Raw genomic sequence first — 25,499 nt, forward strand, 5'->3', positions numbered from 1 at the left:
AATCTAATACACTTGTTGTGTGATTAATCAGCCTGGAGTCGACTGTGAGCAATTCTGAGATGGACACCCTTAACCCTGGTCTGCCTGAGCAACCACCTGCACACGATCAACTTGAGTTCTTTATAGAGCAGGCCAGAAAAGCAGGCCCTGTCAGAACCGCCGTGGTTCACCCGGTCGACAAGAACAGTCTACTGGGTGCTATAGAAGCCGCTGAGCTTGGATTGATTGTGCCTTTACTGGTAGGCCCTGAATATAAAATCCGGGCAGCTGCCGAGCTAGAAGGTATCGATCTATCACCCTACGAGATCATCTCCACCGAGCACAGCCATATGGCTGCTGAACGTGCCTGCGACCTTGTACGTGCCGCTGAGGTGGTCGCGATGATGAAAGGCAGCCTTGGTACCTCCGAACTGCTGGCCGCGATTATTCACAAAACCAAGGGAATACGTACCGAACGCCGCCTGAGCCATGTCTGGGTGTTTGATATTCCCAACTATCACAAACCCCTGGTGATCACCGATGCTGCCATAAATGTCGCGCCGGACCTGCTCGCCAAGCGTGACATCCTGCAGAACGCTATCAACTTCTGTCACGCTTTGGGCAACCCGATGCCCAAGGTGGCATTACTGGCCGCAGTTGAAAAGGTGAAGCCGAGCATGCAGAGCACCATCGATGCAGCCTGTTTGTGCAAGATGTCTGACCGTGGCCAGATCACAGGCGCGATCATCGATGGACCGCTGGCATTTGATAATGCCATTTCGCTGCAGGCAGCCCTGGACAAGCATATCGACTCACCAGTATCGGGTGAGGCAGATATTCTGCTGGCACCGGATCTTGAGTCAGCCAATATGATCGCCAAGCAGTTGATCTATCTGGCAGGGGCCAAATCTGCCGGCCTTGCCGTCGGTGCCAGAGTACCGATCATCCTGACCAGCCGGGCAGAGGGCACACTTGGACGCCTGGCCTCCTGCGCCATGGCCTCGCATATGGTTCACCACCCCGAGCAGATCTCATGAAGAGCATCCTGACCGTCAATGGCGGCTCCTCCAGTCTGAAGTGTGGCCTCTACAGCATCGGGGCTGATGATCAACTGACAGCCGGCTGCATCCTCAAGCTCGGTAATCTGCTGGGTCATCCAGTACAGGTACAGATCCAGCAAGGCGACCATGAGCGTCAGACGTTGACACTCGACCTCAGCGAATCCGGAGCCGAACAGCGCCATCAGGCGGCGCTCGGTTGGGTCCTGACCTGGATTGAGCAGAACCTGCCGGAGCATCAACTGATCGCGACCGGCCATCGTATTGTTCATGGTGGCGATCGTTTCAGTGCCCCCACCCATATCAACGACGATGTGATGAGTCAGTTACTGCAGTTCATTCCACTGGCCCCTCTGCATCAGCCCTACAATCTGAAGTTGATAGATGCCTGCCGCGAACTGGCTCCTGACCTCCCTGTCGTGGGTTGCTTCGACACCATGTTCCACAGTCAGCAACCTGAATTGGAACGCCTGTATGCGATTCCAAGACAGATGACAGAGGCGGGTATCCACAAATATGGATTTCATGGCCTCTCGTATGAGTATATCCAGCGCCAGTTGGTCAAGGCAGACAGCGGCGACCTCAACACTATTGTCTGCCATCTCGGAGCCGGCGCCAGCATGTGTGCCATCCGCGATGGCCACTCCATCGCCTCCAGCATGGGCTTTACGGCCGTGGAGGGGCTGCCGATGGGTAGCCGCAGCGGCAATATCGACCCGGGCGTACTGCTCTATCTGATGCGCGAATATGGGATGGATGCCGATGCGCTGGAAACCTTCCTGTATAAAGAGTGCGGCTGGCAGGGTGTATCAGGTGGCATCAGCTCAGAGATGCTGGCTCTGCATGCGGCGCAACACCCTCATGCAGAAGAGGCGATAGATCTCTTCTGCTACCGTGTTGCGCTTGAAACCGGACGCCTCGCCGCCGCGCTGGGCGGCGTTCAGCAGGTGGTGTTCACCGGCGGTGTCGGTGAGAACGATGCTGATGTTCGCGCACGCATCATCGCTCGTTATGACTGGCTGGGTGCGAAACTGGACGAGACGGCTAATCATCAGCATCAACCGATCATCAGCACACCCGACTCAGCCCTGCTGCTGCGTGTGATGCCCACGGATGAAGAGCGCATGATTGCACAACAGACGCATGAGCAACTGGAGATGGGTCAGGCCTGATGTCGCGGTGAGCCGCTGCCTATGGCGGTCACCCTGGCTTCGAAGAAGACACTGCCATCGATATCATGATCGACACGATTTTCATCCACTTCAAAGCGAATATTCACGCTGCTGGCGCCCGCCTGGAGGGCGAGCGTTTCAGCACGATGCGCTGCTGAGTCTCGAGCCCTGGCGTAGGCCGCATCCAGGGTAGTGAAATCCTGCGGGCCATCGGGAAGGAAAACGCGAAAACAGCCATTCACAGGCTGCAGTACCGTGACATGGACACGCTGAACAACCTGACCAAGCACCGTACCCACGGCATTGGCAACCTCACCATGAGCAGGCAATACCACTTCTGTGCCAAGCGCATCACCTACTGCGGGGTAGTAGCTGGCCGCTGGGCCTCCCACTGCCACAATGGGCGCTGTCGGAGAGAAATGCAGCGTAAAGGTGGTTGAGCTGATGGTACTGCCGGAATCACCGCTCAGGATCAGGGAGGTCAATGAGCTGGCAAGGTGATTGTGTCGTCCCTCAATATCGGCATCATGCAGACCCGCTTCAATGAGTTTGGACGCAATCATCTTTACAACACGGCCATAAACATCCTGCGAAGGTGATACGGCATCACCGTCAGCCCATCTGCCCACTCCATACTGCCGTCGCATGCGCCTGGCCCAGATGATTGCCGACATGCGCGCTGCTTCTGTATCCCAGTGGTGAGAGATGCCCAGCACATGCGCCGCATCGGTCGGAGTAAATCCACTGAAGATAATCAGGCCACGACGCTCAAGTCTGGCCAGAGCACGAGCCAGCCAGCGCTCCTGCTCTACGACACGCAGCATCTCCAGGGGGCCATCGTTCAGACGCTCCAGTGCGGCATGCTCATCCTCTGTCAGTTGGCTGAGCAGGGCTTCACTCTGATGCAAGCGCATGGCAAAGCGATTGTGGCTGCTGCCGGCAGGGCTGCTCAGCTGACGCCGCAGCGCTGCGTGCAACTCGGGATGCTGTGATAACAGCAGACTCATGGGCACGACCCTGCGGGGGCCTATGGCAAAACCCTGGCCTGGATCAAAGCTGATCTCACTGTCACCACCCAGGCCAATTGAGTAGAGTTTTATCGCTTCAACCATTGGCCGCCAGTCGCCCACTCTCGCACCATCGAAGGCAAGAGAGGGCTGGCCGTCCCGTACCACGGCGATATCAGTCGTGGTTCCCCCCATGTCAGCTACGATCAGGTTGCGGCGCCCACTGAGATGCATGGCACCTGTAACGCTTGCCGCTGGGCCTGAAAGCACAGTGGTAATGGGTTGCAGGATAGCGCTGTCGGCTGCTATCAGAGAACCATCCCCCTTGACGATCATCAGCGGTGCGTTGATCCGATGCAGCGTCAGCAGCTTCCTCACCGCCAGAATCAGCTCCGCAACATAAGCAATCATGCGGGCATTCAGTGCAGCGGTCATGGCACGACGAGGAGCTCCCAGAGAGGCGGCAAGCTCGTGGCCACAGGTAACCGGCTTGGCTGTCAGCTCACGTATCAGCGCAGCAGCACGTTGCTCATGTGCCGGATTGCGCACACTGAAGGAGGCCGAAACGGCAAAAGCGGATACACGGCTCTGCCAGGCGGTCACTCTGGCGCACAACGCCTCCTCATCAAGTTCTGCAAGCGCCTTGCCTTCAGCATCGTGCCCTCCCTGAATCAGGGCCAGACTATGGGTTCCGAGCAGCTCTTCGAGGCCGCTGATCTTGACCTGGCGGCTGTCGTAGCCGATCAGCAGTACACCGATGGGCGCACCCTTTCCCTCCACGGCAGAATTTGTAGTCAATGTGGATGACAGGGAGACCAGCTCGACCTCGGCAAGTTTATCTTGCGGCAGCGCCAGCAGGGCATCGGCGATGCCCTGCTGGAGATCCATGCGCGTGGTCAGGCACTTGGCGGTTGACACCACCTGGTCAGAGTCGTCAAGCAGAACGGCATCCGTGAAGGTGCCACCCGTATCAATGCCCAGTCGATAGCTCATACAGGTTCCTTACCAGCCAAAAAGGGCCAGCTAAAAAGAGAGGTCGGAATTGCTTTCATGAAGACTGACTCTGGCGCCGTCGCCTGCGCCCCATGCGGGACTCTGGTGCCAACTCAGATACTGGAGAGGGCAGCACAACCTGTGAGCGTAGCCTGTGGAAGGGATCCTGCCGGTGAGGAATCGCCATGGCATTGATGAAATGCTCCTGAAAGCGCAATTCTGTAGCAGTCTCAACTTTCTGAACACGGCGCACAACCTCTTCAATCTCACGACGCGCCTTGCGGCTGAGCAAAGCAATACGCGCCCCGGTACCGGCAGCATTGCCAGCCGAGGTGACATGTTCAAGATCACAGTCCGGAATAAGCCCCAGTATCATGGCGTACTTGACATCGATATGCGTTCCAAAGGCCCCTGCAAAGCGAATCCGGTCGACGTGTTCAGTGCCAAACCGCTCCATCAGCAGACGAACGCCGGCATAGAGTGCTGCCTTGGCTAGTTGGATGGCACGGATATCATTCTGAGTGATGGCCAGCGTCCGGCTATCATCCCGATGCAGCACATAGGAAAAAGTACGCCCATCGGCCACAACCCGTTCCGTGCGCTCAGCGAGACCACCCTGCACCACCCCGTCCTGGTTGATAATCCCTGCCAGGTACATCTCGGCGATAACCTCGATAATACCCGAACCACAGATACCGGTGATACCATGGGAAGCCGCCCCCTCCTTGAAGCCAGGTTCATCAGACCATAGCTCGCACCCTATCACCTTGTAGCGTGGTTCCAGGGTCAGTGGGTCGATGCGCACGCGCTCAATGGCACCTGAAGCCGCCCGCTGCCCACAGCTGATCTGGGCTCCTTCAAAGGCGGGCCCAGTCGGACTGGAGCAGGCCAGCAGCCGGTGTCGGTTGCCCAGCACTATCTCGGCATTGGTGCCCACATCGACCAGCAGCATCAGCTCCTCCCCCAGATAGGGAGTCTCGGAAAGGATAACCCCGGCAGTATCGGCTCCGACATGTCCAGCAATGCACGGCAGGCCGTAGACTCTGGCATTGGGGTGGATGATCAGGTCCATTTCGGTTGCCCAGAGCCCGTCGATCGCTTCATCACTGGCCAGTGCAAAGGGTGCCCCTCCCAGCTCCACAGGATTGATGCCGAACACCAGACTCTGCATGATGGGGTTGCCGACAAAGGTAGCCTCGAGAATGGCATCAACATGTACACCGGCTTCGGTAGCCAACTCCACGGTGAGCTCATTCAAGGCATTACGCACCGACGCTGTCAGTAATGACTCACTCCCGGGGTTCATCATGATATAGGAGATCCGGCTCATCAGATCCTCACCGTAACGGATCTGAGGGTTCATGCGGCCGGCAGATGCCACAACTTCCCCGGTCTGCAGGTTGCAGAGGTGGGCGGCAATGGTCGTTGAGCCAACGTCCACAGCCATACCGTAGATTTGTTCCTGAAACCCTGGCCAGACTGCGATGATGCGCTTGTCATCGTAAATCGCAACGGTAACACCCCAGTTACCCTTCCTCAGCGCTTCCTGGAGATGCTGCACAACACGTATATCGTTCTCCAGCCCCTCAAGATGCCACTCATAAGCCAATGCGTCTTTCAAGCGCCGCAGATCCGATGCCGGTACGTGCATATCAGGCTCCTGCACCTGCACATAGTAGAGTCGTACGATGGGATCGAGCTCGATATCAAGCACCTCGGCACGTTTGCGCACGATCTGCCGGTGGACCTGGCTGGATGAAGGGACGTCGATAACCGCATCGCCCAGTATCTGGGCCGAACAACTGAGCCGGCGACCGTCACGCAACGGACTGCGACGCTTCTCCCAGGCTTTCTCCGTATCGCTTTTTCCGCTGAGGTGATCCGCCCGGGATTCCACGCCATGCTTGGTAAAATGACCTTCGCAGAGATCAACCTGACAGCGTCCACACAACCCGCGCCCACCGCACACAGAGTCAATATCGACACCCAGGGCCCTGGCAGCCTCCAATATGGGTGTACCCAGTGGAAAACGACCGCGGTGCCCGGAAGGAGTGAAAACGACAAGTGCCTCGCCAGTATCGGACATGGTGACCTCCAGTCGGCAGTGGTTCGTTCATGTAAACAAAGAACCTCATTTGAAGCTCTTGAGCTGTGTTTTAATTATGGTCGCTGACAAGCCTTTTTCAGGTCTCGGCACGCCGACGTCGAGTCTGACGGCGCCCACGTCCCTCAGTGCCGTCTGCTGCAATCGCTGGCGGTTCACGGAACTTCTTGATCCAGCGCATGCAGTCCGGGTCGTGCCCCATCAGCACGTCAGCGCCCATGATGGAGGTCATGATCTCCAGATGCAGTGGATTGGTAATTGCCGAGGTCATACCCGATGCGATAGCCATGCTCATGAAGGAGGCGTTGATGCCATTGCGGTTAGGCAAACCGAAGCTGACATTGGAGGCACCACAGGTTGTATTGACCTTCAGCTCAGTCTTCAGCCGATGACAGAGCTCAAAAACCTGACGCCCTGCAGAGCCTACCGCACCGATCGGCATCACCAATGGATCAACCACCACGTCACAAGCGGGAATACCGTGGTCAGCAGCACGCTCCACTATTTTCCTGGCGATGGCAAAGCGCACATTTATATCCTGAGAAATACCGGTCTCATCGTTGCTGATGGCCACCACTGCAGCGCCATACTTCTTGACCAGTGGCAGCACCGCCTCAAGGCTTTCATCTTCGCCGGTGACAGAGTTCACCAGTGCCTTGCCCTTGTACACGGAGAGGCCCGCTTCCAGCGCCTTGATGATTGACGAGTCGATACACAGAGGTACGTCGGTCAAGGACTGAACCAGCTGAATAGTCTGAGCCAGGATGGCCGGCTCATCGGCCAGAGGAATACCGGCATTGACATCCAGCATGTGGGCGCCGTGGGCCAACTGATCCTCCACATCCTTGATCACTCGGGAGAAGTCACCAGCGGCCATCTCTGCGGCCAGTTGCTTGCGACCGGTGGGGTTGATCCGCTCACCGATAACCACGAAGGGGCGGTCGAAGCCGATCACGACTTCCTTCCTGGACGAGCTAATGACGGTATCAGTCATGGTAGTACCTCTATCATAATGGTTGTTTTTTCAGGCTATTATTTCCGTCACGAGTGATATTTATGGCTACGCTCTCTTCCCGCTGAGGCAGCATCATCATGGATTTTGCTCAAGCGTTCCCTGTAGCGCATCGGGTGATTCAGGATTGAGATCTGCCGGATTGTCACGCCCCGGATACCAGGGCACTCTTCCCTCCAGAACACCGGTCTGTTCAATGATATCCGCGACTGTATGCTCCTGGCGGTAGGCCATGAGATGAGCGCCGCTGACCCCTGGAATTTCGCGGATCTGATGCAGAATATCCATGCACAGCTGCTTGCCCTCCTCCTTCTGGTTACTGGCACCTTCCAGACGCGTGATAACGTTGTCCGGGATGTGCACGCCAGGCACATTCTCACGAATCCAGCGGGCGCTGCGGGCCGAAGCCAGTGGTCCGATACCGGGCAGGATAAAAACCCGATCCGGTCCCTCGAGCAGTCCCAGGTCATTCACCTTGAGCATGAAATCTTTAAGTCGGGGAACATCGAAGCAGTACTGCGTCTGTATGAACTGGGCACCGGCTGCTATCTTCTTGGCCAGACGGTGCGGACGCCAGTCCAGAGGGGGAACAAAAGGGTTTTCCGCAGCACCCAGAAAGATCCGCGGTGGCACAGTGATCTGACGCCCACTCTGGAAACGACAGTCATCACGCATGGTACGCGCTATCTCCAGGAGCGACATGGAGTCGAGATCAAATACCGGCTTGGCCTGGGGATGATCACCGGCTTGAACACCATCGCCCGTCAGGCACAAGAGGTTACAGGCCCCCATGGCAGCGGCACCCAGGATCTCACCCTGAATCGCAATTCGGTTGCGATCACGGCATGAGATCTGAAGGATGGTGGCATAGCCCACCCGGGTCAGCAGCGAGCAGACACCGACACTGGACATATGGCAGTTGGCACCAGAGCCGTCAGTGGCATTGATGGCATCCACGTAGCCATCAAAGATTGCCGCCCGCTTGAGCACCTCCGCCGGATCGGCTGAGTCCGGCGGATCGAGTTCAGTTGTAATTGCAAATTTGCCGGCACGCAACACGCGTTCCAGACGCCCCGGAGAGACATGTCCCGGCAAGATAGGAAGAGAGTATCCTGGTACTGGTTCGTCATCGAACTTCATTACTCAGCCCCTCCATTTTGACCCTGCTCACGCGCTTGGTCGACCTGCTGACGCACCACGCGCAACCAGGAGGAGGAGTCTTTCAAACGGAAGTCGACTGGCTGCTGCACGGCATGGATGAGATTGCCATGTTTCATGCGCAGACTTCCCTCCCAGCCCTCAACCCAGACACATCGCATCTCGGGCTTGACCTCACAGTGACCATTGGCACGAACGCCGCCACAAGGACCATTACGTAGACTCTTCGGGCAGTTCATCGGACAGGACATGCCGGTGGCTGAGAGCGCGCACTGACCACACATCTGGCAGTCGAAGAGCAAGCCCTTGACGCCTTTTTCAACGGCCTTGACCGGGGCTTCGATACGCTCGTAACCGAGCCGACTGAAGAGTGGCGCCAGCCTTACCAGCATCGGCTCGAAGGCATGGTATATTCGTTCGAAGAACCGCGCATGACGCACTACCCATCGCCTTACTCTATACATACCCCCTCCTTTGCAGTCCTGCCTGACACACCACCTCAATCAGGACTGGCGAGCCCTTTCTGACGCGCCAGCAAGTCGAGCAGAGCATCGTCATAACTGGCCTCCAGACGTGCTGCCTCGGCTTCAGCCTCGGCCTGCAGGTCATCACCACACTCGCGATGCTCCCCACGAGACCAGTCAGCCATATAGGCATCTGCCTCCTTGCGCTTGGCCCGCATGGCTGCACGGTCGATGGCGTGCTGAAAGCGTTGCGAGAGAAGCACCTTGGCACTCCTGCGCCCCTGCTTTGCAATTACCTGAGCAGGAATATCTCTCCAACTGACAACAATCAACTTGGCCATTACGTTTCCTCGCGATCAGTGCTGCCCATTCCAGCCTGCCCCACCAGGCGTATCAGGGTGGTCTCCAGACTGCCAAAGCCAGTGTTACGAATCTCCAGCGGCAGTTGCAGCTTCTCCGCAGCCTGATAAGCCAGAGCTTCGAGCTCAGCACCTGGGCATTGGGAGAGGTAGACAAGCCTTTTATAGTGGGCAAAATACACGCTTGTCAGCTCCGGGTGCTTGACGAGGCCCAACTCACGAATAACCAGACGGTCAAAGTGGCGTACCAGAAAGTCGGTCAGATAAAAAGTGCCTGGCTCCTGCTCCGACAGCGCCGCCATCACCGATTCACCTGCATAGATATCATAGCAGTGTGCGCCTGAAAGGCGCTCAACGCCTTGCTCCTCCAGCACCTTGTCCAGACGACCTCCGGTACCACAATCACCATAGGCGACAAGCACCCGGGTTCCCCTGGAAACCTGGCTCAGCTTTTCGCTGACGGCAGCAGGGATCTTTTCCGGACGGTTATGCAGATCGGCCGGTAGACACTCCAGGCGGACATCCGTCCACGCATTAGCACTGATCAGAGCCTTGATCTCACGGCTCAGTGCTCCGCAGGCGATGATCAGCAAGGATGGCATCTGTTGACCCATCGGCATCAGGCTGCGCGACGAGCTGCGATAAGCTCCTTGGCCATATCCACGGCAACCCCGGCATCACGACAGTAGGCGTCTGCACCTATTGCCTTCCCGAACTCCTCATTCAACGGTGCACCACCGACCATCACAATGATGTCATCGCGGATACCCTTTTCCACAAGAGTATCGATAACAACTTTCATGTAGGGCATGGTAGTCGTCAGCAGTGCCGACATTCCGAGGATATCAGGCTTGTGCTCCTCCAGTGCGGCAAGATAGGTTTCAACAGGAATATTGATACCAATATCGATCACTTCAAAACCCGCACCTTCCATCATCATCGTAACAAGGTTCTTACCTATGTCGTGGATATCACCCTTGACGGTGCCGATCACCATCTTGCCGATCGTTTCAGAATCGGAAGCCGCAAGCAGAGGGCGCAGCACCTCCATGCCCCCTTTCATGGCATTGGCTGCCATCAGGACCTCGGGCACAAAGAGAATACCATCGCGAAAGTCTACACCGACGATAGCCATCCCACCCACAAGGGCTTCATCCAGCACTCGATTGGCACTCCACCCTCGCTCAAGCAGGATTTCGGTTCCCTCAACAACCTCTTCTCTGAGACCGTTGTACAGGTCATCGTGCATCTGCTCGACAAGCTCATCATCTGGAAGGTCATTGAGATCAAAGTCTTCTTCGCTGTACTCATCTGACATGCGCGCCACTCCTGAACATGCCGCCCAATCATGGGCTGTGCAAAAAATGATCATTCATCATAATTTATTGAGTTGCCACTTCATCCGCTCAGGCGACACACTCATATCCAGTAACGTCACCAATCGGTCAGTTGATTTGCGAAATTGCCACATATTATTTCAGTCGTGACGTCGATCGTTCGCGTCGCTCACGGGTAAGCACCAAGAGGCAAGCGGAGTAGATTGCAAGATGAGCTATAACAGATTCAATTATTCCAGTGAGGGCTGTAAAGCCCCTGGAGCTTATTGATTGATGCAACAACCCAGTCTGATTGGGGTGAGACCTCTGCTGAACATGTGTGATACCAATCGATGTGCCTGGATCGCAGGTCGAGCAGATTCTCATGCATGTTAATGTTACAAAACACCTGGCGGTCGCTCCCAGGATCGCCACATAGCAAACAGGGAGACCTCTATGAACACCCCCAATGCTCGCCGCCGTACCCGCGGTGGTGGTCGCCGAAGTGAAAGAGGCGCCGCTCAGGCGGTTGCAGCGGCCCCCTACGCCACACGTCAGATACCCTATTATGAAGTCATTAACGAGGAGGGCCTGGCACTCATCGAACACAATGCCGATACGATCCTGGAAGAGATCGGCATCGACTTCCGTGATGACGAGGAGGCTCTGCAGATCTGGCGTGATGCCGGTGCCGACGTTCAAGGGGAGCGTGTACGCATGCCCCGTGGTCTCTGCCGACAATTGATTCAGCAGAGTGCACCGAGTCAGTTCACCCAGCATGCGCGCAATCCGGAGCGCAGTGTGGAGATTGGTGGGCCTCATACGGTATATGCACCGGCCTATGGCTGCCCCTTCATCTACGACATCGACCAGGGGCGTCGCTACGGCACACTTGATGATTTCCAGAACTTCGTCAAGCTGGCCTATCTGTCACCGAGCATGCACCACTCCGGCGGAACGATTTGCGAACCGGTTGATCTGCCGGTGAATAAGCGTCACTTCGACATGGTCTACAGCCACATGAAGTACTCCGACAAGTGCTTCATGGGCTCGGTAACCCATCCAGAACGTGCCCAGGACACAGTGGAGATGGCAAGAATCCTGTTCGGAGATCGCTGGATAGATCCCGAGACCGGCAAGCCGCGCACCTGCGTGATCAATCTGATCAACGCCAACTCGCCGATGACTTTCGACGACACCATGCTGGGGGCCGCCAAGGTATATGCTCGGGCCAATCAGGCCTGCATCATCACGCCGTTTATTCTGGCAGGGGCGATGTCACCGGTGACCGTGGCGGGTACAGCTACACAGACTCTGGCAGAAGCCCTGGCCGGAATGGCTTTTGTGCAACTGGTCAATCCCGGTGCACCGGTGGTGCTGGGCAGTTTTGCCAGCTCCATGTCGATGCAGTCAGGTGCACCCACCTTTGGTACACCTGAACCGGCACTGGTGCTGTATATAATGGCCAGCCTGGCTCGCCGGCTTGGCGTACCTTTCCGCTCCGGTGGCTCACTGACAGCCTCCAAGCTGCCCGATGCTCAAGCGGCCAGTGAGAGTGCCAACACCCTGATACCCACTACACTGGGTGGCGTCAATTTTGCGTTGCATACAGCCGGTTGGCTCGAAGGGGGACTTGCCATGGGCTACGAGAAGTTCATCATGGATGCCGACCAGGCCGGCATGATGCAGACCCTGCTCAAGGGAGTCGATCTGTCGGAGAATGGGCAGGCCATGGATGCGATTCGTGAGGTAGGGCCCGGCAAGCACTTCCTGGGCTGCTCTCATACCCAGGCTAACTTCAAGAACGCCTTCTACCTCTCACCGATCACAGACAATAACAGTTTTGAGCAGTGGGATGCCGATGGCCGACTGGACATGGCCCAACGTGCCAACGCCCGCTGGAAGAAACTGCTGGCTGAATATGAAGCACCGCCTCTGGATGAGGCAGTCGATGAAGCACTGCTTGACTATATAGCAAAGCGCAAGGCAGCTTTCCCCGACTCCAATTACTAGTATAGGCTGGCGAATAAATGGTTAGAGGGGCTTTTTGTCAGTACACCTGATTACTCAAGGCACCGGCCGGTAATACTCAACCGGCTGGTGCCCATAACCCGGTATCTGATAAATCACAACGCTGCATCACCCAGATAAGCAGCACCTGAGATAAGCTTTATTACCACCATCAAAATCCAGGATTTTTACTTGCGCAGTGCGCGCAGCATCCAGGCTGTTTTTTCATGCACACGCATCCGGTCGGATACCAGTGCCGAGGTCGACTCATCATCAGCCGCCTGCGCAACCTTCAGTACCAAACGACAGGTTTTCACAACCTGCTCATGGCCTTTGGTCAGGTAATCCACCATGTTTTCTGCCGAGGGAACCCCCTCCACCTCTTCGATTGAGGTCAGCGCGGCCAGTGATTTATAAGTACCTGGCGCGGCAACATCCAGTGTGCGGATACGTTCAGCAATCTCATCGACAGCTATAGCCAATTCTGTGTAGTGCTCCTCAAACATCAGGTGCAGTTCACGAAAAGAGGGGCCGGTCACGTTCCAGTGGAAGTTGTGTGTCTGCAGATAGAGTGTGTAAGAATCTGCCAGGAGCTTTTTCAAACCTTCAGCAATTTCCTGACGGTCACTTTCACGAATACCGATATCAATAGTGGTCATACATCCTCCACGAATCCATTTGAGTTGTTCATCAATCACTTGCCTCTATCTTAATCAGTGCTTCGTAATATAGCTATTGACTTACATCAATGTGATAGATAGATAAAATCTATCTTATACTCAGGCTTAATAGCTATAAAGACAGATATGATTACCTCTAAACAAACTACGCGATAGTAGGACACAATCATTAGAACATTTAAGCTTAATGATAATTACTTGCGTTAGTTTTAATATTTTAATAACATCCTGTCAACACTCGGTCGGCCGTACAACAGCCAGTCGAGCATCACCAGCGATTTCAGCTCTATCCATAAATCAATTCACACATCATTTTCTATAAGTCAGATGCCATGATCCTCAAAAAGAGAAAGCCACTGTTTATTACATCCCTGTCAACACTCACACTGAGCATCCTCACCGCCACCAGTGCACATGCCCAGGTGTCCGCGGTTCTGCCCACACTGGTGATTGAGGGAATGGATGAAAATGATCCAACGAGAACTTACATCGACTATCAGCAAGCCAGTGTCACGCGTAACAATCTGAATAAAAAAGATATTCCACAAACTATCGATACCATCGATGTACAGAAATACAAACTGTATGGCGCCAATGATCTGAGTGTGATGCTGCAGGGAACACCGGGTGTCTCCACCTCTTATGACATGCGCGGAGACGGCATCATGCTCCGAGGTTTCAGCGCCGACAGCAGCGATATCTACCGTGACGGTAATCGAGAAAGCGGACAGGTCCGTCGCAGTACTGCCAATGTTGAGCGTATCGAAATCCTTAAGGGCCCGGCATCCGTTCTTTATGGCCGCAGTGGCGGTGGTGGCGTGATCAACATGGTCACCAAATATGCCAACTTCAATACCGCCAGCTCCTTCGGTGCTTATGCTGGCTCCTATGACAACAAGGGCGTGGTCGTGGATATCAATGAAGTGATATCCGATCATTGGGCGGTCCGACTGACAGGTGAACATGGCAAGACGGAAAGTTTCAGGCAGGGGATCGAAAGTGAGATCAACATGCTGTCACCCAGCTTCACCTACAATAACCAGAATGGGCTGACCTGGACCGCACAATACACTTACGACAAGCTGCATCGCATCCCCGATCGTGGGCCCGCTTTCCAGAACCTGCCTGAAGGAACATCGATCAAAACCGGCTTTGCCCAGGATGGCGACTTTGTTGATGACAAACTTCAGGTGATCCGTTCAAACCTGCGCTACGACCTCAGCGACACCTGGCAGATCCATTGGGCTGCCAGCTATCGGGAAGCCTATCAGAATTTTGATCATTTCTACCTCGGCACCTACTGTGCTACCGAATTCACCCCTGTCAGAACCGGTGGGGCCTGTGCTGGCCATGTCGGTGAGATCAGCCAGGTCTATTACTGGCAGGAAACCTCGAACAGTACGCTGGCGAATACACTGGAGCTCCAGGGTGAATTCATGACCGGTGCCCTGCGCCACCAACTCACGGTCGGTTTCGATTACTCCATAGAGGAGCGAGAGCCAAAACTGGCAAATGAGAACAGGGATGGCTCTCCGATTTTCGGTTATGTGAACCCCCTGACCGGCGAACGCACCAGTACACGTGGCTCGGGGGATCTGCAGATCCGCACCCATAACTACGCCAAGGGAACGTCATCCGGCCTGTTCATGCAGGATCTGATCTCACTGAGACCCGATCTGGACCTGATGCTGGGACTACGCTATGACCATTATAAAAGCCAGGCACAGAATCGCCTGCTGTCATCTGATGACATCAACTATCAGCGCAGCATCAGTGATCAAACCCTGAGCCCCAACCTGGGTGTAGTCTGGCGTCCAGCTCTGGATCACGCCTTGTACGCTTCTTACAGTAGAAGCTTTGCCCCCTTCGGTGGACGAGTCAGTGTTAACACCGTCAGCGCTAACCAGAATCTGGAGCTGTTCGACGCCGAACCGCAATACAACGATCAATACGAAACAGGGGTCAAAAGTGACTGGCTGAATGAGCGCCTGAGCACCCAGCTATCTCTGTTTGATATCCGCAAGCACAATATTCGCTACCGGCCCGACCCAGACGCTGATCCCTATCTGTGGGCAGTTCAGGGAGAACAGCAATCAAGAGGTCTGGAACTCAGTTTTATCGGCCGTGTTACGGATAATGTGTACCTGCGCGGTGGTTATGGCTACAACAAAGCCACGGTCAAAGAGGATAAGGCGTCACCGGGAAATAACGGTAAAAGTCTAGCGGGGGTGGCCCGACATACCGGCAACCTGTTTGTACGCTATCTGCCCAATGATAATACCTATGGTGAGATAGGAGTGACGCATGTTGGCGACACCTGGACCAACCTCAGCAATACGACAAAACTGGATGGCTTCAATCGTGTGGATGCTGCCGTCGGTTATAACATGGATCAGTGGCGCATGACATTGGCCGTCAGTAACCTGCTGGATAAGGAGTACTGGAGATCCAATGCCATGCCCGGCACACCGAGAAGTCTGCTCTTCCGTGTCAACTACACTTTTGATTGATAACTCATTAAGTCATCACTCCAATGTTAAGAAAAAGCCCCGGTCACTCCCTGCGACCGGGGCCTTGTCTAAGCCAGTGGTGCTCCACTGGGTTTACACGGGCTGTTAACCTTATCAGCTTTCACCGCCTTGTTCTTTCCGGCTCCCGGTGCAGCAGAGATTGTCATGATTAACGAGTCTGTCAGTGGGTTGATCGGTTTCAGGTCTCCACGCTCCCAGTGCAGTCCAATATCTTTGAGCATGCGCTGGTCGTAGTGCTTCAGGGAAGCATGCAGTTTCCGATTGGCATAGTAAGTCCGAACGCCGCGCAGAAGTTGGTTGATAGTACGTTTAATAGCCATTGTACGAGTCTCCTTGTTAAGGGAGGCCGGAACCTGGCGCAGACGTTGCTATCGAAAAGAGGATAACTGAGCCGCGACAGGTGTCGCGGCCAATGTTCAGTTCAACTCAGAATCATGGCACACGACAACGACAATGCTCGCATTGCGTTAATCGAAACGCATCGCGGCATGTTTTGTGTTGTGACGTGATTCAGCCAGTTCATGAGGAACTCATCAGTTTAAAGTGTTGAAAGTCGTTGAACGTCGCACTTTATGATGCGACGTCCTTGTTTTTAACCAATATTCTGGATAGCGTCAACCTTTATTTTCATATCCTTATAACTCATATCAATAAGAGACACTCAGTGTTCCAGAAACGCCGCCAAGCGAACATCCGCACCCAGCACTGCTATCACCCCTCGCTCTGGATGGCGAACCGGGACGCTGACGGTAAAGCAGTACTCATCAGTAGCCACTGAACGATAGACCGGACTGACATAGGGACAACTCTTGTCCAGTGCTTCACGAAACCATTTTCGATCCGACCAGTTACGCCCTTTTCCGGTGCCTTCGTAGTTAACAACCACCCACTCCGGATGAATGTTCGCACTGACCTGTCGCCCCTGCGGATCGACCAGATATAACAACTCAAACCGCTTGCCACTATGCGCCAGCGCTGAACGAAGTGTCCTCTCAATGCGTTGCTCATCCTGCAGATTAGTCAGACCTGCATCAGCTGCCAGCGCTTCAACGTCGAAACGAGCCGCGCCATGCAGATCCAACTGATACACGCCTAGCGCTTCCAGCAACAGATCACCGTGCTGACGGACACTCTTGCTGCCAGATCCCAACAGGGAAGCAGACTCAAGCAGATGGCGTGCGGCATCGGCAATGCCCTGCACATCCTGAGTTGCGCTGCTGATCGCACTGCCGATCTGTGTCGTGCCGGCCGCCACCTGACGACTGCAATCCTCCAGTTGATGCATATCGAGGCGAGTCTGCTTCAGCAGTCCGCGCACCTCCTCTATGCCAACCCAGCCAGTCTCGACCCGCTCACTGACCAGCTCACCGCCTCGGGTCAGTTCCGTGACCTCATCACGTATCAGACCGATACGGCTATCCACCTCTTCTGTTGCATTCATAGTACGGTAAGCGAGTGCTCGAACCTCATCCGCCACCACGGAAAATCCTCGGCCAGCCTCTCCGGCCCGTGCCGCTTCGATCGCCGCATTCAGCGCCAGCAGATTGGTCTGACGTGAGATATCAGCAATCATTTCAACCAGCCGCTGCATCGCTTCCGCCTGCTGATCCACTTTCTGAATGCGCGCCTGCAGATCAGCCATCTCGGCACGCATTGTGGCCATCACCTCCCCCACTGATTGCCCCTTCGCATCACACTGTGTCACCTGGCGTGATGCACCGGAGGCAAGTTGATGCATCGTTTCAGCTGCAGGTGCCAACTCTCGACTGACCGTGACGCTGATCTGCTCACTGGCACTGGCAAGCTGAATGGCAGCCTCACTCAGGCGTGCGCCTTCCTGCTCAGCCATCTGGGCCGAACTGGCAAGCAGCGGCGCCTGACCGGCAATGGCGATCGCATGACGCAAGCCTTCAGTAAAGGAATCGTGCAGACGGGCAGACAGCTGATCAAACACTTTAGCAGCCGGATACTCCACACCACTACGCAGACTCAGATCAGCCGTGTCGGCTGTCATTTGCAAATGCTGGATAAACAGGTGGCGTGCACGGGAGGTGGGTGTGATGCGTAGTTTCATGGCCTAATCCCTGAGATGAAAGATATCACATACCATGCAAACTCAGGGCCATCTGTAACACAGCGCAGCAGCAGCAGAAAACCGGCAGCCCCGGTGCTTCGACCCAAAAGCTGCGCACCACTATAGTGCACACTGTATTAACATTGACTCATATCTGGCAGCAGCAGGTGGCTTCAAGGTACCAGCGGTATCCGGGGCCTGATCAGTCAGTTTCCATTCTGCTGATGCCAGTAGTCTGTCAGCTTCGGCCTTGATCAGATGCCAGCCCAGGCATGTTTGGTCAGCGCCTTTTCAATCATCTGTTCGGTACGCAGATGTGCCGGTCGATTTTTCAGGCCATCCCAGTAGCCCACAAACTCGGGCCGTTTCTCCAGCGTGCCAAACTGCATGCCCCAACCGATATGAGAGCCGACGTAGATATCCGCCGCACTGAAACGATCTCCGGCAATATACTGGCGTCCACGCACAGCACCAGCAAGCGTATCCACCACAGTATCCAGCCGCCCACAACCCAGTTGCATCTCCTGCTCCGGGTTCAGCTCAACCTTGCACAGACTCAGGCCAGCGGCTGCCTCAAAAGGACCTGCCGCAAAAAACAGCCAGCGATAGTAATCCGCACGCAGATTCAACGCGGGTGCCAGACCGGCCTCAGGAAACTGATCAGCCAGATAGGCACAGATTGCTGCTGCTTCAGTCACGATCACGTCACCATGACGAATCGCCGGCACCTTACCCATCGGATTGATTGCCAGATATTCCTGGCCTTTCATCGATTGACCATACTCAAGATATTCCAGGCGATAAGGTACGCCCAGTTCCTCCAGCATCCACAGAACGATTCCGCCACGTGAGTAGGGGTGGGTGTAAAGAATGATTTCCTGTTCCATGCGTTTCTCCATGTTGTTGTTTACGACGGAGAGATCATAATCCCTGATGCTGACAGATTGTGGCAGTAGTGTTTTCCTAGCAATCGGTGCCACGCTTGCCTTGTTTTCGGTAACCAGCTTTTCTGATGAAAGCCTTGATGGTTGCTCTGGCAGGAGATCAGCAGATGACCTTACCTCAGGCCCCAAAGACGCCAGCCACTCCTTGCGCAGATCATGGCGTCGACGCGGATAATGCTCGCCCAGCAAAGTTGCCGATTCAATTCGATCAAGCCGGAACTGACGATAGTCCTGTCGCAGCTCACACCAGGCCGCGAGCATGCGCATCGACTCAAAATATCCCAGCGCAAACGGCCAGATAGTGCGTGCAGAATGGCTGCCGGAGCGATCCCGGTAACGGATGCTGATCTTGCACTCCTCCCTGATCGCCCTGCGCAACTGTGTCAGTTCTACAGACAGCGGCCGTACAAACCCGCTCCCGACAATCAGCGAAGAGTCCTCCAGTTTGTATGACAGCTCCGGTGGCAGCACTGCCCCAACCTTGGCCAGCACATCGGTCGCAGCAGATGCCAGTTCATGATCGGCGCGCCGCTCCACCCACTTCAGCCCCAGTGCCAGCGCCTCCACCTCCTCGGCAGAGAACATCAAGGGTGGCAACATGAAGCCGGGGCTGAGCACGTAACCCAGCCCCGGCTCGCCATCGATATGTGCACCGATCGCCTTGAGGTCGGCAATATCGCGATACAACGTGCGCAGCGAGACTCCCAACTCCTGTGCCAAATTTTTTCCGCTCACTGGCTTGCGATGACGGCGCAGTACCTGCATCAAATCAAATAGACGGGTGGTTCTAGACATCAAAAGCGTGTCCCGGATGAATTAAACCCGCATAGCTTACACCAGTGAGATAGGCCATTTCACGGTGCCAGGTTGCAAGATCCTCCTTGCGAAACTGATTCAGTGCATCATGCCCACAGGCACGCGCCATAACCTGCATCAGGCTCACAGAAGCCTCGAAGAAATTCTTCAACTGATTCGCGGACTGGTCAATATTCAGTCTCTGTCGAAGATCTGCTTTCTGAGTGGCGATCCCTGCCGGGCAATTATTGGTATTGCATATTCTGGCCGCCACACAACCAATCGACTGCATTGCGCTGTTGGCCAGTGCTATACCGTCCGCACCCAGAGCCATCGCTTTGACGAAGTCGATCGGTACTCTCAGCCCACCCGTAATGATCAGTGTCACTCGGCCACTGGCACCCTGCTGATCCAGATAATGACGCGCCCGTGCCAAGGCCGGTATGGTCGGCACACTGATGTGATTGCGGAACATCTCGGGCGCCGCACCGGTACCGCCGCCACGCCCATCCAGAATGATGTAGTCTGCACTCGCATCCAGGGCAAACTGAATATCGCGCTCAATATGATTGGCGCTGAGTTTGAAACCCACCGGGATCCCACCACTTATCTCCCTGACATGCTCAGCAAAACGTCTGAAATCCTCCACCGAGTGAAGGTCTTTGAAGGCCGGTGGTGAAACGGCTGGCGTACCCTCCGGCAAACCCCTCACTTGCGAGATCTTGCCGACATTTTTACTCGCCGGGAGGTGACCTCCTGTTCCTGTTTTCGCGCCCTGCCCACCTTTGAAATGAAAACACTGAACCTTCTCGAGCAACTCTTCGGCATAGCCAAACTTCGCGCTCGCAAGCTCATAAAAATAGCGTGAGTTTGCCGCCTGCTCCTCCGCCAGCATCCCCCCTTCCCCTGAGCAGATACCGGTGCCAGCCAGCTCGGCCCCGCGCGCCAATGCTACCTTCGCCTCCTCAGACAGCGCACCAAAACTCATGTCTGATACCAGCAGCGGAATTTTCAGCGTCAGTGGTTTTCTGGCTTCGGGGCCAATCACCAGCTCAGTCGCCACCTCAGCATCCTCCATCAGCGGCTGAGTGGCCATCTGCGCCACCATCAACTGCAGATCATCCCAGTGCGGTAACTGGTGGCGTGGCACGCCCATTGCCACCATAGGGCCATGGTGGCCTATCCTGGTAAGCCCTTCACGAGCCAGTTGATGGATAAACTCAACTGTAGGCTCCTCCTCGGTTTGCTTCGCAACCGGCGCAGTGTCTTTACTGGCAGTGGGACCCGGTCCCTCCTTGCCAACCTGCTCGGTGCTGAACTGCTTATGTGTACCATCACAATAGGGCGCATTGGCCGTATGCTTACAGCGGCACAACCAGGCGTCGCCGCCCTCGGCTACAAAAGGTTTCGGTTTGAGGTCCGTGCTGGCATGAGAGCCATCACAAAAGGGCTGTTTTCCAGAACGCCCACAGACACAGAAGTAATACTCCTCTCCCTTGTTCAGCGACACTTTTATTGGCTTGTTATCGGCTATGACTGGCTTGCTCATCCCTACCCCTCCTGGCAGATTCAGGTAACGAAGCCTGAGTACTCAGGCCTTTACAATGCATTTAACATAGCACTGATCTGACAGGGTCACATCCGGCTGATCGGTTGAAACATCCGCCGGTATTGACTGGGTGACAGGCCAGTACGGCGCTTAAACAAGCGGCGGAAAAAGGAAGCATCCTCATAGCCCACTTCATTACTGATCTCATCCACCGGCAGCGATGTGGTTTCCAGTAACTGTTTGGCCTGTTCGATACGGATATTCTGTAAGCGCTCTATCAGCGTTGTACCGGTGGCGGCCTTGAAACGGCGTTTCAGTGTGCGCTCCGGTATTGCAGCCTGCCGCACAGCCTTTTCCAGCGCATCCGCTTCACGGAAATGATCACTCAGCCAGGCCTCACAGCTTTTAACAACAGCATCCGCATGCGGGCTGCGCCGGACAAGGGATGCAAAGGGCAGTTGCCCTTCGTCATGCCATTTGAGCAGATAGACTTTGGCGATACGCAACGCTTCGCCGGGGCTGGCATGACGTGCAATGATATGCAGCGCCAGATCATGCCAGGAGGTGGTACCTCCGGCTGTCACGATACGGCCAGCCGGATCGGCAAATGCCAGATTGGTTTCGGGGCGAAATCTCACCTTGGGGTAGCACTGCCGGAACAGGTTCTCGTAGCCCCAGTGGGAGGTTGCCTCACAGCCATCCAGCAAGCCGGTTTCTGCCAGCATCAAGGCACCGGAACAGGCGGAGTAAAGCGTAGCACCCGCTCGATAGCGCCGACGCACCCAATCGATCAGGGCTGTATAGCGACCACTGATCTGCTCATCCGGCCCCAGCCAGATCTCGGGCAAGATAATGATCTCGGCAGATGGATCATCCTCAACTGACAGATCAGGCATCACCGGAATCGCATGGCCGCAGCGAAACGGCTCACGCGATGGCGAAACAATCAGCGGCTCAAACAGGCGTGACGCTGGCTCGGTTCCTACCAGCGATTGCCAGATATTACCGGCAGCAGCGAGCACGTCGATCATCCCATACAGGGCTGATCCGGCGGTTTCCGGTACAGCTACTATCAATACCTGAAGAGTGGGTTTGGTTTGCTTTGTCATCTTCTGTCTGCTCAGGTGAAATAGTGGCGCAAATGAACCGATTCTGACAAAAATCCATCTTAGCGAACACCCTCTGAACTCCTATTCTAGCACTACGTCGCCACACTGCACTGTCGCAGCACGACGCAATCCATTGCTATCCAAGAGGAGTTTTACATGAACACAATGAACACTCAGACACCCACCATCCGTAACGGTGTGAACGTAACCGCACTGTTTGACACCATCGAGGCCGTCAAGGGCAACCAGGCAATCGCTCAGTTCAAATTCCGTGCTGGCAACCGTTGGATGGGAGGCGATCACAACCATACCACCGTAAAGGGCTTCTATGGTGCCTGTGAAGAGATGCAGCATGCACAGACCTTCGAAATGGACAATGGTGAACCGGCTGTGCTGCTCGGTGCCGATGAGTACCCCAATCCGGTCGAATTCGTCCTGCATGCTCTGATCGGCTGCCTGACCACTACAATGGTGTATCACGCAGCCGCACGCGGCATCACCATCGACGGGATCGAGTCGGAACTGGAAGGCGATCTGGATCTGCGTGGTTTCCTCGGCCTGTCGGATGAAGTGCGCAAGGGATTCCATAATGTACGCGTGACCATGCGCGTGAAGTCCACCGCTTCGGCGGCTGCCCTGCGCGAACTGGCCAAATACTCACCTGTGTACGATATCGTGTCCAACTCACTGCCGGTTGAGGTCAGGGTTGAAACCTGCTGACAAAGACTGGTCAGAAAAAGGCTGAAATCCGGTTCATGCAAAAGAACTCCCCCTGCCCGACTGTGTCGAGCAAGGGGGAGAAAAGGGAGGGTCATGGATGTAACAGGGAACCGATCAGCCTGCCTGGTTAAGCACCGCCTGCAGCAGGACGTTGCAGCCGGCTTCCAGATGCGCTGGATCGGCGTTTTCTATCTCGTTGTGGCTGATGCCGTTTTCGCAGGGGACAAACACCATCGCCGTCGGGGCAACGCGTGAGATGTAGCAGGCGTCGTGTCCGGCACCGCTGACAATGTCACGGTGACTGAGGCCTGCAGCGATAGCTGCATCGCGCACGGAGTTAACACAGGACTCGTTGAAGTGCACCGGAGGTGAGTACCAGATCTGCTCGAATGCCATCTCCAGCCCGACATCTTTGGCAACGCTCTGGCAGATCTCACGCAGTTCGTGATCCATTGCCGACAGGACCTTGTCATCCGGGTGGCGGAAGTCGATAGTGAAGAACACCTGGCCGGGAATGACGTTGCGTGAGTTGGGGTGCACATTGAGCAGGCCAACGGTGGCGCAAGCCAGTGGTGCATGACGCAGGCCTATCTCGTTCACAGCACTGATGATGCGCGCAGCACCGACCAGCGCATCCTTGCGGCGTGCCATCGGGGTTGGGCCGGCATGCGCTTCCTGACCTGTCAGGGTCACTTCATACCAGCGCTGGCCCTGAGCATCAGTGACAACGCCAATGGTGATCCCTTCATCTTCCAGAATCGGGCCCTGCTCGATATGTGCCTCGAAGAACGCCTTGAATGGACGCCCGCCTACGTCATCCTCACCGGCATAACCGATGCGCGCCAGCTCTTCGCCCATTGTCTTGCCATCCAGATCAGCACGGCTCAGGCCATACTCCAGATCAAACACACCGGCGAACACGCCGGAAGCGACCATGGCTGGCGGGAAGCGTGATCCCTCTTCATTGGTCCAGACGGAAGCCTCAATCGGCGCATCGGTCTCCACCTTGTGGTCATTAAGGGTGCGGATCACCTCCAGCCCGGACAGCACACCGTAGATCCCGTCGAACTTGCCGCCGGTCGGCTGGGTATCCAGATGACTGCCCATCACCACTGGCGGCAGGCTGTCGTCACGACCCGCGCGGCGGGCAAAGATGTTACCCATCTTATCGACACGGATACTGCAGCCGGCCTCCTTGCACCAGCTGACAAACAGATCGCGCCCCTGCTTATCCAGATCGGTCAGTGCCAGACGGCAGACACCCCCTTTCGGGGTGCCTCCAATCTGTCCCATCTCCATGATGGAATCCCACAGGCGTTCGCCATTAACAGTTATTTTACTCATTGCTCTCTCCTGCTATCGGTTTCAACGGGTGAAGTGCGGGATGATCTTGTTGCCATAGTCGGCAATGATCCGCTCTTCGTCGCCATTATCCAGATAGATGTTGAACTGAGTGGTACCGGCTTTTTCCAGCTCCAGCAGCTTGGCGATATGGGCATCGATGCCCCCCAGCACACAGAAACTTTCGACGATATCGTCGGTGATGAAGTCCAGATAGGGGTTATCGCTCTGGCCATGTTTGGAGTAGTCATAGCCTTTACGCTGTTCGATATAGGCGGTCAGACTCTCCGGCACCAGGCCACTGTGCGCACCGTATTTTTCAACGATATCAGCCACATGATTGCCGACCATCGCCGGGAACCATTTAGTTGCTTCCAGACATTTATCCATATCACCGGTAAAGGCTGGTGCAGCCGCGATCACCTGGAAGTTAGACATATCACGCCCCGCTTCCTTACCCGCCGCAATCGCCTGATCGGCAAACCATTTCACCAGCGCTGGCTCTGCGATCTGCAGGATCACGCCATCGCCCACTTCACCGGCTGTTTTCAGTGCCATGGGGCCATAGGCACCGATATGCACCGGCAGCTCGTAGCCGTTTGCCCAGGGGAACTTGACCGCTTCCGGACTTTCGCCATACTGCACCTCGTCACCGCGCACCATCGCTTTCACCTTCTGAGTGAACTCGGCGACACGCGCCAGTGGAGCGGGTTTTTTGCCCATCACTCGCATGGCACTGTCGCCACGACCGAGGCCCACCACAAAGCGCCCTTCACTCTGCAGCGCGAGGCTGGCAAACAGGCTGGCAGCAACGGACCAATCGCGCGAGTTGGGGTTGGTGACACAGGGGCCGAACTTCATCTTTTTGGTGTGTTCCATGCACATGGCGATGGCGGGATAGCACTCGCGCCAGAGCACGTGCGAGTCATAAAACCAGCAGTGGGTAAAGCCGGCTTCTTCAGCCTGACGAACCAGATTACGGGCGCGAGCCGGGCTGACAAAGCCCTTGAAGGTAATTCCAAATTCCATTGTGCTTACTCCTGAACAGTTGTTTTTCTTTTTCAGTGATGGGTCTGATAACCCTCTGCATTGCGTGTAACAGGTTGTATATAGTGAGTTGGCAT

General features: G+C 55.5%; 21 protein-coding genes. 5 read left to right on the forward strand and 16 right to left on the reverse strand.

Annotated elements, in window-relative coordinates:
- Positions 1–44: 44 nt before the first annotated feature.
- Both F7R27_RS09030 and F7R27_RS09035 read left to right on the forward strand, forming a co-directional pair.
- Entirely contained in the window at positions 45–1,016 is a 972-nt protein-coding gene (locus F7R27_RS09030; RefSeq protein WP_240776311.1) for a bifunctional enoyl-CoA hydratase/phosphate acetyltransferase, read from the forward strand.
- A complete protein-coding gene (locus tag F7R27_RS09035) occupies positions 1,013–2,209 on the forward strand; it encodes an acetate/propionate family kinase (RefSeq protein ID WP_151703919.1) in 1,197 nt (398 codons plus the stop codon). Before F7R27_RS09030 ends, F7R27_RS09035 begins: the two co-directional genes overlap by 4 nt.
- On the opposite strand, the gene F7R27_RS09040 is transcribed toward F7R27_RS09035, so the two are convergent.
- The 8 genes from F7R27_RS09040 to F7R27_RS09075 all read right to left on the reverse strand — a co-directional run bounded on the left by F7R27_RS09040 (position 2,200) and on the right by F7R27_RS09075 (position 10,624).
- Complete coding sequence (locus tag F7R27_RS09040; protein ID WP_151703920.1) at positions 2,200–4,209, reverse strand: hydantoinase/oxoprolinase N-terminal domain-containing protein; 2,010 nt, start codon at positions 4,207–4,209, stop codon at positions 2,200–2,202. The genes F7R27_RS09035 and F7R27_RS09040 overlap by 10 nt on opposite strands.
- 55 nt (positions 4,210–4,264) lie before the next feature.
- Complete coding sequence (locus tag F7R27_RS09045) at positions 4,265–6,295, reverse strand: ASKHA domain-containing protein (protein ID WP_151703921.1); 2,031 nt, start codon at positions 6,293–6,295, stop codon at positions 4,265–4,267.
- Between the two features lie 97 nt (positions 6,296–6,392).
- Complete coding sequence (locus F7R27_RS09050; protein WP_151703922.1) at positions 6,393–7,307, reverse strand: dihydropteroate synthase; 915 nt, start codon at positions 7,305–7,307, stop codon at positions 6,393–6,395.
- A gap of 96 nt (positions 7,308–7,403) precedes the next feature.
- Positions 7,404–8,465, reverse strand: a complete 1,062-nt coding sequence (locus F7R27_RS09055; RefSeq protein ID WP_151703923.1) for a methylenetetrahydrofolate reductase — start codon at positions 8,463–8,465, stop codon at positions 7,404–7,406.
- A complete protein-coding gene (locus F7R27_RS09060; RefSeq protein ID WP_151703924.1) occupies positions 8,465–8,947 on the reverse strand; it encodes a methylenetetrahydrofolate reductase C-terminal domain-containing protein in 483 nt (160 codons plus the stop codon). The genes F7R27_RS09055 and F7R27_RS09060 overlap by 1 nt, the downstream gene beginning before the upstream one ends.
- Before the next feature lie 35 nt (positions 8,948–8,982).
- Positions 8,983–9,288 (reverse strand): virulence factor, encoded by a 306-nt coding sequence (locus tag F7R27_RS09065; RefSeq protein WP_151703925.1) that lies wholly within the window; start codon positions 9,286–9,288, stop codon positions 8,983–8,985.
- The gene (locus F7R27_RS09070) at positions 9,288–9,908 is read right to left on the reverse strand and encodes a DUF1638 domain-containing protein (RefSeq protein WP_151703926.1); all 621 of its coding nucleotides are present in this window, start codon (positions 9,906–9,908) and stop codon (positions 9,288–9,290) included. Before F7R27_RS09070 ends, F7R27_RS09065 begins: the two co-directional genes overlap by 1 nt.
- Positions 9,909–9,925: 17 nt before the next feature.
- A complete protein-coding gene (locus tag F7R27_RS09075) occupies positions 9,926–10,624 on the reverse strand; it encodes a corrinoid protein (protein WP_151703927.1) in 699 nt (232 codons plus the stop codon).
- Positions 10,625–11,078: 454 nt separating this feature from the next.
- On the opposite strand from F7R27_RS09075, the gene F7R27_RS09080 reads away from it, so the two are divergent.
- Positions 11,079–12,635, forward strand: a complete 1,557-nt coding sequence (locus F7R27_RS09080) for a trimethylamine methyltransferase family protein (protein WP_151703928.1) — start codon at positions 11,079–11,081, stop codon at positions 12,633–12,635.
- 185 nt (positions 12,636–12,820) lie between these two features.
- Here F7R27_RS09080 and F7R27_RS09085 read toward each other — a convergent pair whose 3' ends face one another.
- Positions 12,821–13,291 (reverse strand): Dps family protein, encoded by a 471-nt coding sequence (locus F7R27_RS09085; RefSeq protein WP_151703929.1) that lies wholly within the window; start codon positions 13,289–13,291, stop codon positions 12,821–12,823.
- A 353-nt stretch (positions 13,292–13,644) separates the two neighbouring features.
- Between F7R27_RS09085 and F7R27_RS09090 the strand changes: the two genes are divergently transcribed.
- Entirely contained in the window at positions 13,645–15,822 is a 2,178-nt protein-coding gene (locus F7R27_RS09090) for a TonB-dependent receptor (protein WP_151703930.1), read from the forward strand.
- Between the two features lie 68 nt (positions 15,823–15,890).
- Here the strand turns inward: F7R27_RS09090 and F7R27_RS09095 are convergent, their stop codons facing one another.
- The 5 genes from F7R27_RS09095 to F7R27_RS09120 all read right to left on the reverse strand — a co-directional run bounded on the left by F7R27_RS09095 (position 15,891) and on the right by F7R27_RS09120 (position 22,314).
- Positions 15,891–16,163: a hypothetical protein gene (locus F7R27_RS09095; protein WP_151703931.1), complete on the reverse strand. Its 273-nt coding sequence runs from the start codon at positions 16,161–16,163 to the stop codon at positions 15,891–15,893.
- A 341-nt stretch (positions 16,164–16,504) separates the two neighbouring features.
- Positions 16,505–17,917, reverse strand: a complete 1,413-nt coding sequence (locus F7R27_RS09100) for a methyl-accepting chemotaxis protein (RefSeq protein WP_151703932.1) — start codon at positions 17,915–17,917, stop codon at positions 16,505–16,507.
- Between the two features lie 254 nt (positions 17,918–18,171).
- Complete coding sequence (locus F7R27_RS18790) at positions 18,172–19,656, reverse strand: HTH domain-containing protein (RefSeq protein ID WP_240776312.1); 1,485 nt, start codon at positions 19,654–19,656, stop codon at positions 18,172–18,174.
- The gene (locus tag F7R27_RS09115; RefSeq protein ID WP_151703933.1) at positions 19,649–21,205 is read right to left on the reverse strand and encodes a glutamate synthase-related protein; all 1,557 of its coding nucleotides are present in this window, start codon (positions 21,203–21,205) and stop codon (positions 19,649–19,651) included. Before F7R27_RS09115 ends, F7R27_RS18790 begins: the two co-directional genes overlap by 8 nt.
- 86 nt (positions 21,206–21,291) lie before the next feature.
- Positions 21,292–22,314, reverse strand: a complete 1,023-nt coding sequence (locus F7R27_RS09120; protein WP_151703934.1) for a GlxA family transcriptional regulator — start codon at positions 22,312–22,314, stop codon at positions 21,292–21,294.
- Positions 22,315–22,470: 156 nt separating this feature from the next.
- Between F7R27_RS09120 and F7R27_RS09125 the strand changes: the two genes are divergently transcribed.
- Positions 22,471–23,034, forward strand: a complete 564-nt coding sequence (locus F7R27_RS09125; RefSeq protein WP_206060460.1) for an OsmC family protein — start codon at positions 22,471–22,473, stop codon at positions 23,032–23,034.
- 114 nt (positions 23,035–23,148) lie between these two features.
- Here F7R27_RS09125 and F7R27_RS09130 read toward each other — a convergent pair whose 3' ends face one another.
- Positions 23,149–24,378, reverse strand: coding sequence for a Zn-dependent hydrolase (locus tag F7R27_RS09130; RefSeq protein WP_151703935.1), 1,230 nt, complete (start codon positions 24,376–24,378; stop codon positions 23,149–23,151).
- 21 nt (positions 24,379–24,399) lie between these two features.
- Positions 24,400–25,404 (reverse strand): TIGR03842 family LLM class F420-dependent oxidoreductase, encoded by a 1,005-nt coding sequence (locus tag F7R27_RS09135; protein ID WP_151703936.1) that lies wholly within the window; start codon positions 25,402–25,404, stop codon positions 24,400–24,402.
- Positions 25,405–25,499 lie beyond the last annotated feature (95 nt).

The organism is Nitrincola alkalilacustris (assembly GCF_008973755.1).
In the GTDB taxonomy this organism is placed as follows: domain Bacteria; phylum Pseudomonadota; class Gammaproteobacteria; order Pseudomonadales; family Balneatricaceae; genus Nitrincola; species Nitrincola alkalilacustris.

Coding starts and splice junctions, on each gene's coding strand:
- F7R27_RS09035 (WP_151703919.1), top strand. CDS start 1,013: ATGAAGAGCATCCTGACCGTCAATGGCGGCTCCTCCAGTCTGAAGTGT.
- F7R27_RS09040 (WP_151703920.1), bottom strand. CDS start 4,209: ATGAGCTATCGACTGGGCATTGATACGGGTGGCACCTTCACGGATGCC.
- F7R27_RS09045 (WP_151703921.1), bottom strand. CDS start 6,295: ATGTCCGATACTGGCGAGGCACTTGTCGTTTTCACTCCTTCCGGGCAC.
- F7R27_RS09050 (WP_151703922.1), bottom strand. CDS start 7,307: ATGACTGATACCGTCATTAGCTCGTCCAGGAAGGAAGTCGTGATCGGC.
- F7R27_RS09055 (WP_151703923.1), bottom strand. CDS start 8,465: ATGAAGTTCGATGACGAACCAGTACCAGGATACTCTCTTCCTATCTTG.
- F7R27_RS09060 (WP_151703924.1), bottom strand. CDS start 8,947: ATGTATAGAGTAAGGCGATGGGTAGTGCGTCATGCGCGGTTCTTCGAA.
- F7R27_RS09065 (WP_151703925.1), bottom strand. CDS start 9,288: ATGGCCAAGTTGATTGTTGTCAGTTGGAGAGATATTCCTGCTCAGGTA.
- F7R27_RS09070 (WP_151703926.1), bottom strand. CDS start 9,908: ATGCCATCCTTGCTGATCATCGCCTGCGGAGCACTGAGCCGTGAGATC.
- F7R27_RS09075 (WP_151703927.1), bottom strand. CDS start 10,624: ATGTCAGATGAGTACAGCGAAGAAGACTTTGATCTCAATGACCTTCCA.
- F7R27_RS09080 (WP_151703928.1), top strand. CDS start 11,079: ATGAACACCCCCAATGCTCGCCGCCGTACCCGCGGTGGTGGTCGCCGA.
- F7R27_RS09085 (WP_151703929.1), bottom strand. CDS start 13,291: ATGACCACTATTGATATCGGTATTCGTGAAAGTGACCGTCAGGAAATT.
- F7R27_RS09090 (WP_151703930.1), top strand. CDS start 13,645: ATGATCCTCAAAAAGAGAAAGCCACTGTTTATTACATCCCTGTCAACA.
- F7R27_RS09095 (WP_151703931.1), bottom strand. CDS start 16,163: ATGGCTATTAAACGTACTATCAACCAACTTCTGCGCGGCGTTCGGACT.
- F7R27_RS09100 (WP_151703932.1), bottom strand. CDS start 17,917: ATGAAACTACGCATCACACCCACCTCCCGTGCACGCCACCTGTTTATC.
- F7R27_RS18790 (WP_240776312.1), bottom strand. CDS start 19,656: ATGTCTAGAACCACCCGTCTATTTGATTTGATGCAGGTACTGCGCCGT.
- F7R27_RS09115 (WP_151703933.1), bottom strand. CDS start 21,205: ATGAGCAAGCCAGTCATAGCCGATAACAAGCCAATAAAAGTGTCGCTG.
- F7R27_RS09120 (WP_151703934.1), bottom strand. CDS start 22,314: ATGACAAAGCAAACCAAACCCACTCTTCAGGTATTGATAGTAGCTGTA.
- F7R27_RS09125 (WP_206060460.1), top strand. CDS start 22,471: ATGAACACAATGAACACTCAGACACCCACCATCCGTAACGGTGTGAAC.
- F7R27_RS09130 (WP_151703935.1), bottom strand. CDS start 24,378: ATGAGTAAAATAACTGTTAATGGCGAACGCCTGTGGGATTCCATCATG.
- F7R27_RS09135 (WP_151703936.1), bottom strand. CDS start 25,404: ATGGAATTTGGAATTACCTTCAAGGGCTTTGTCAGCCCGGCTCGCGCC.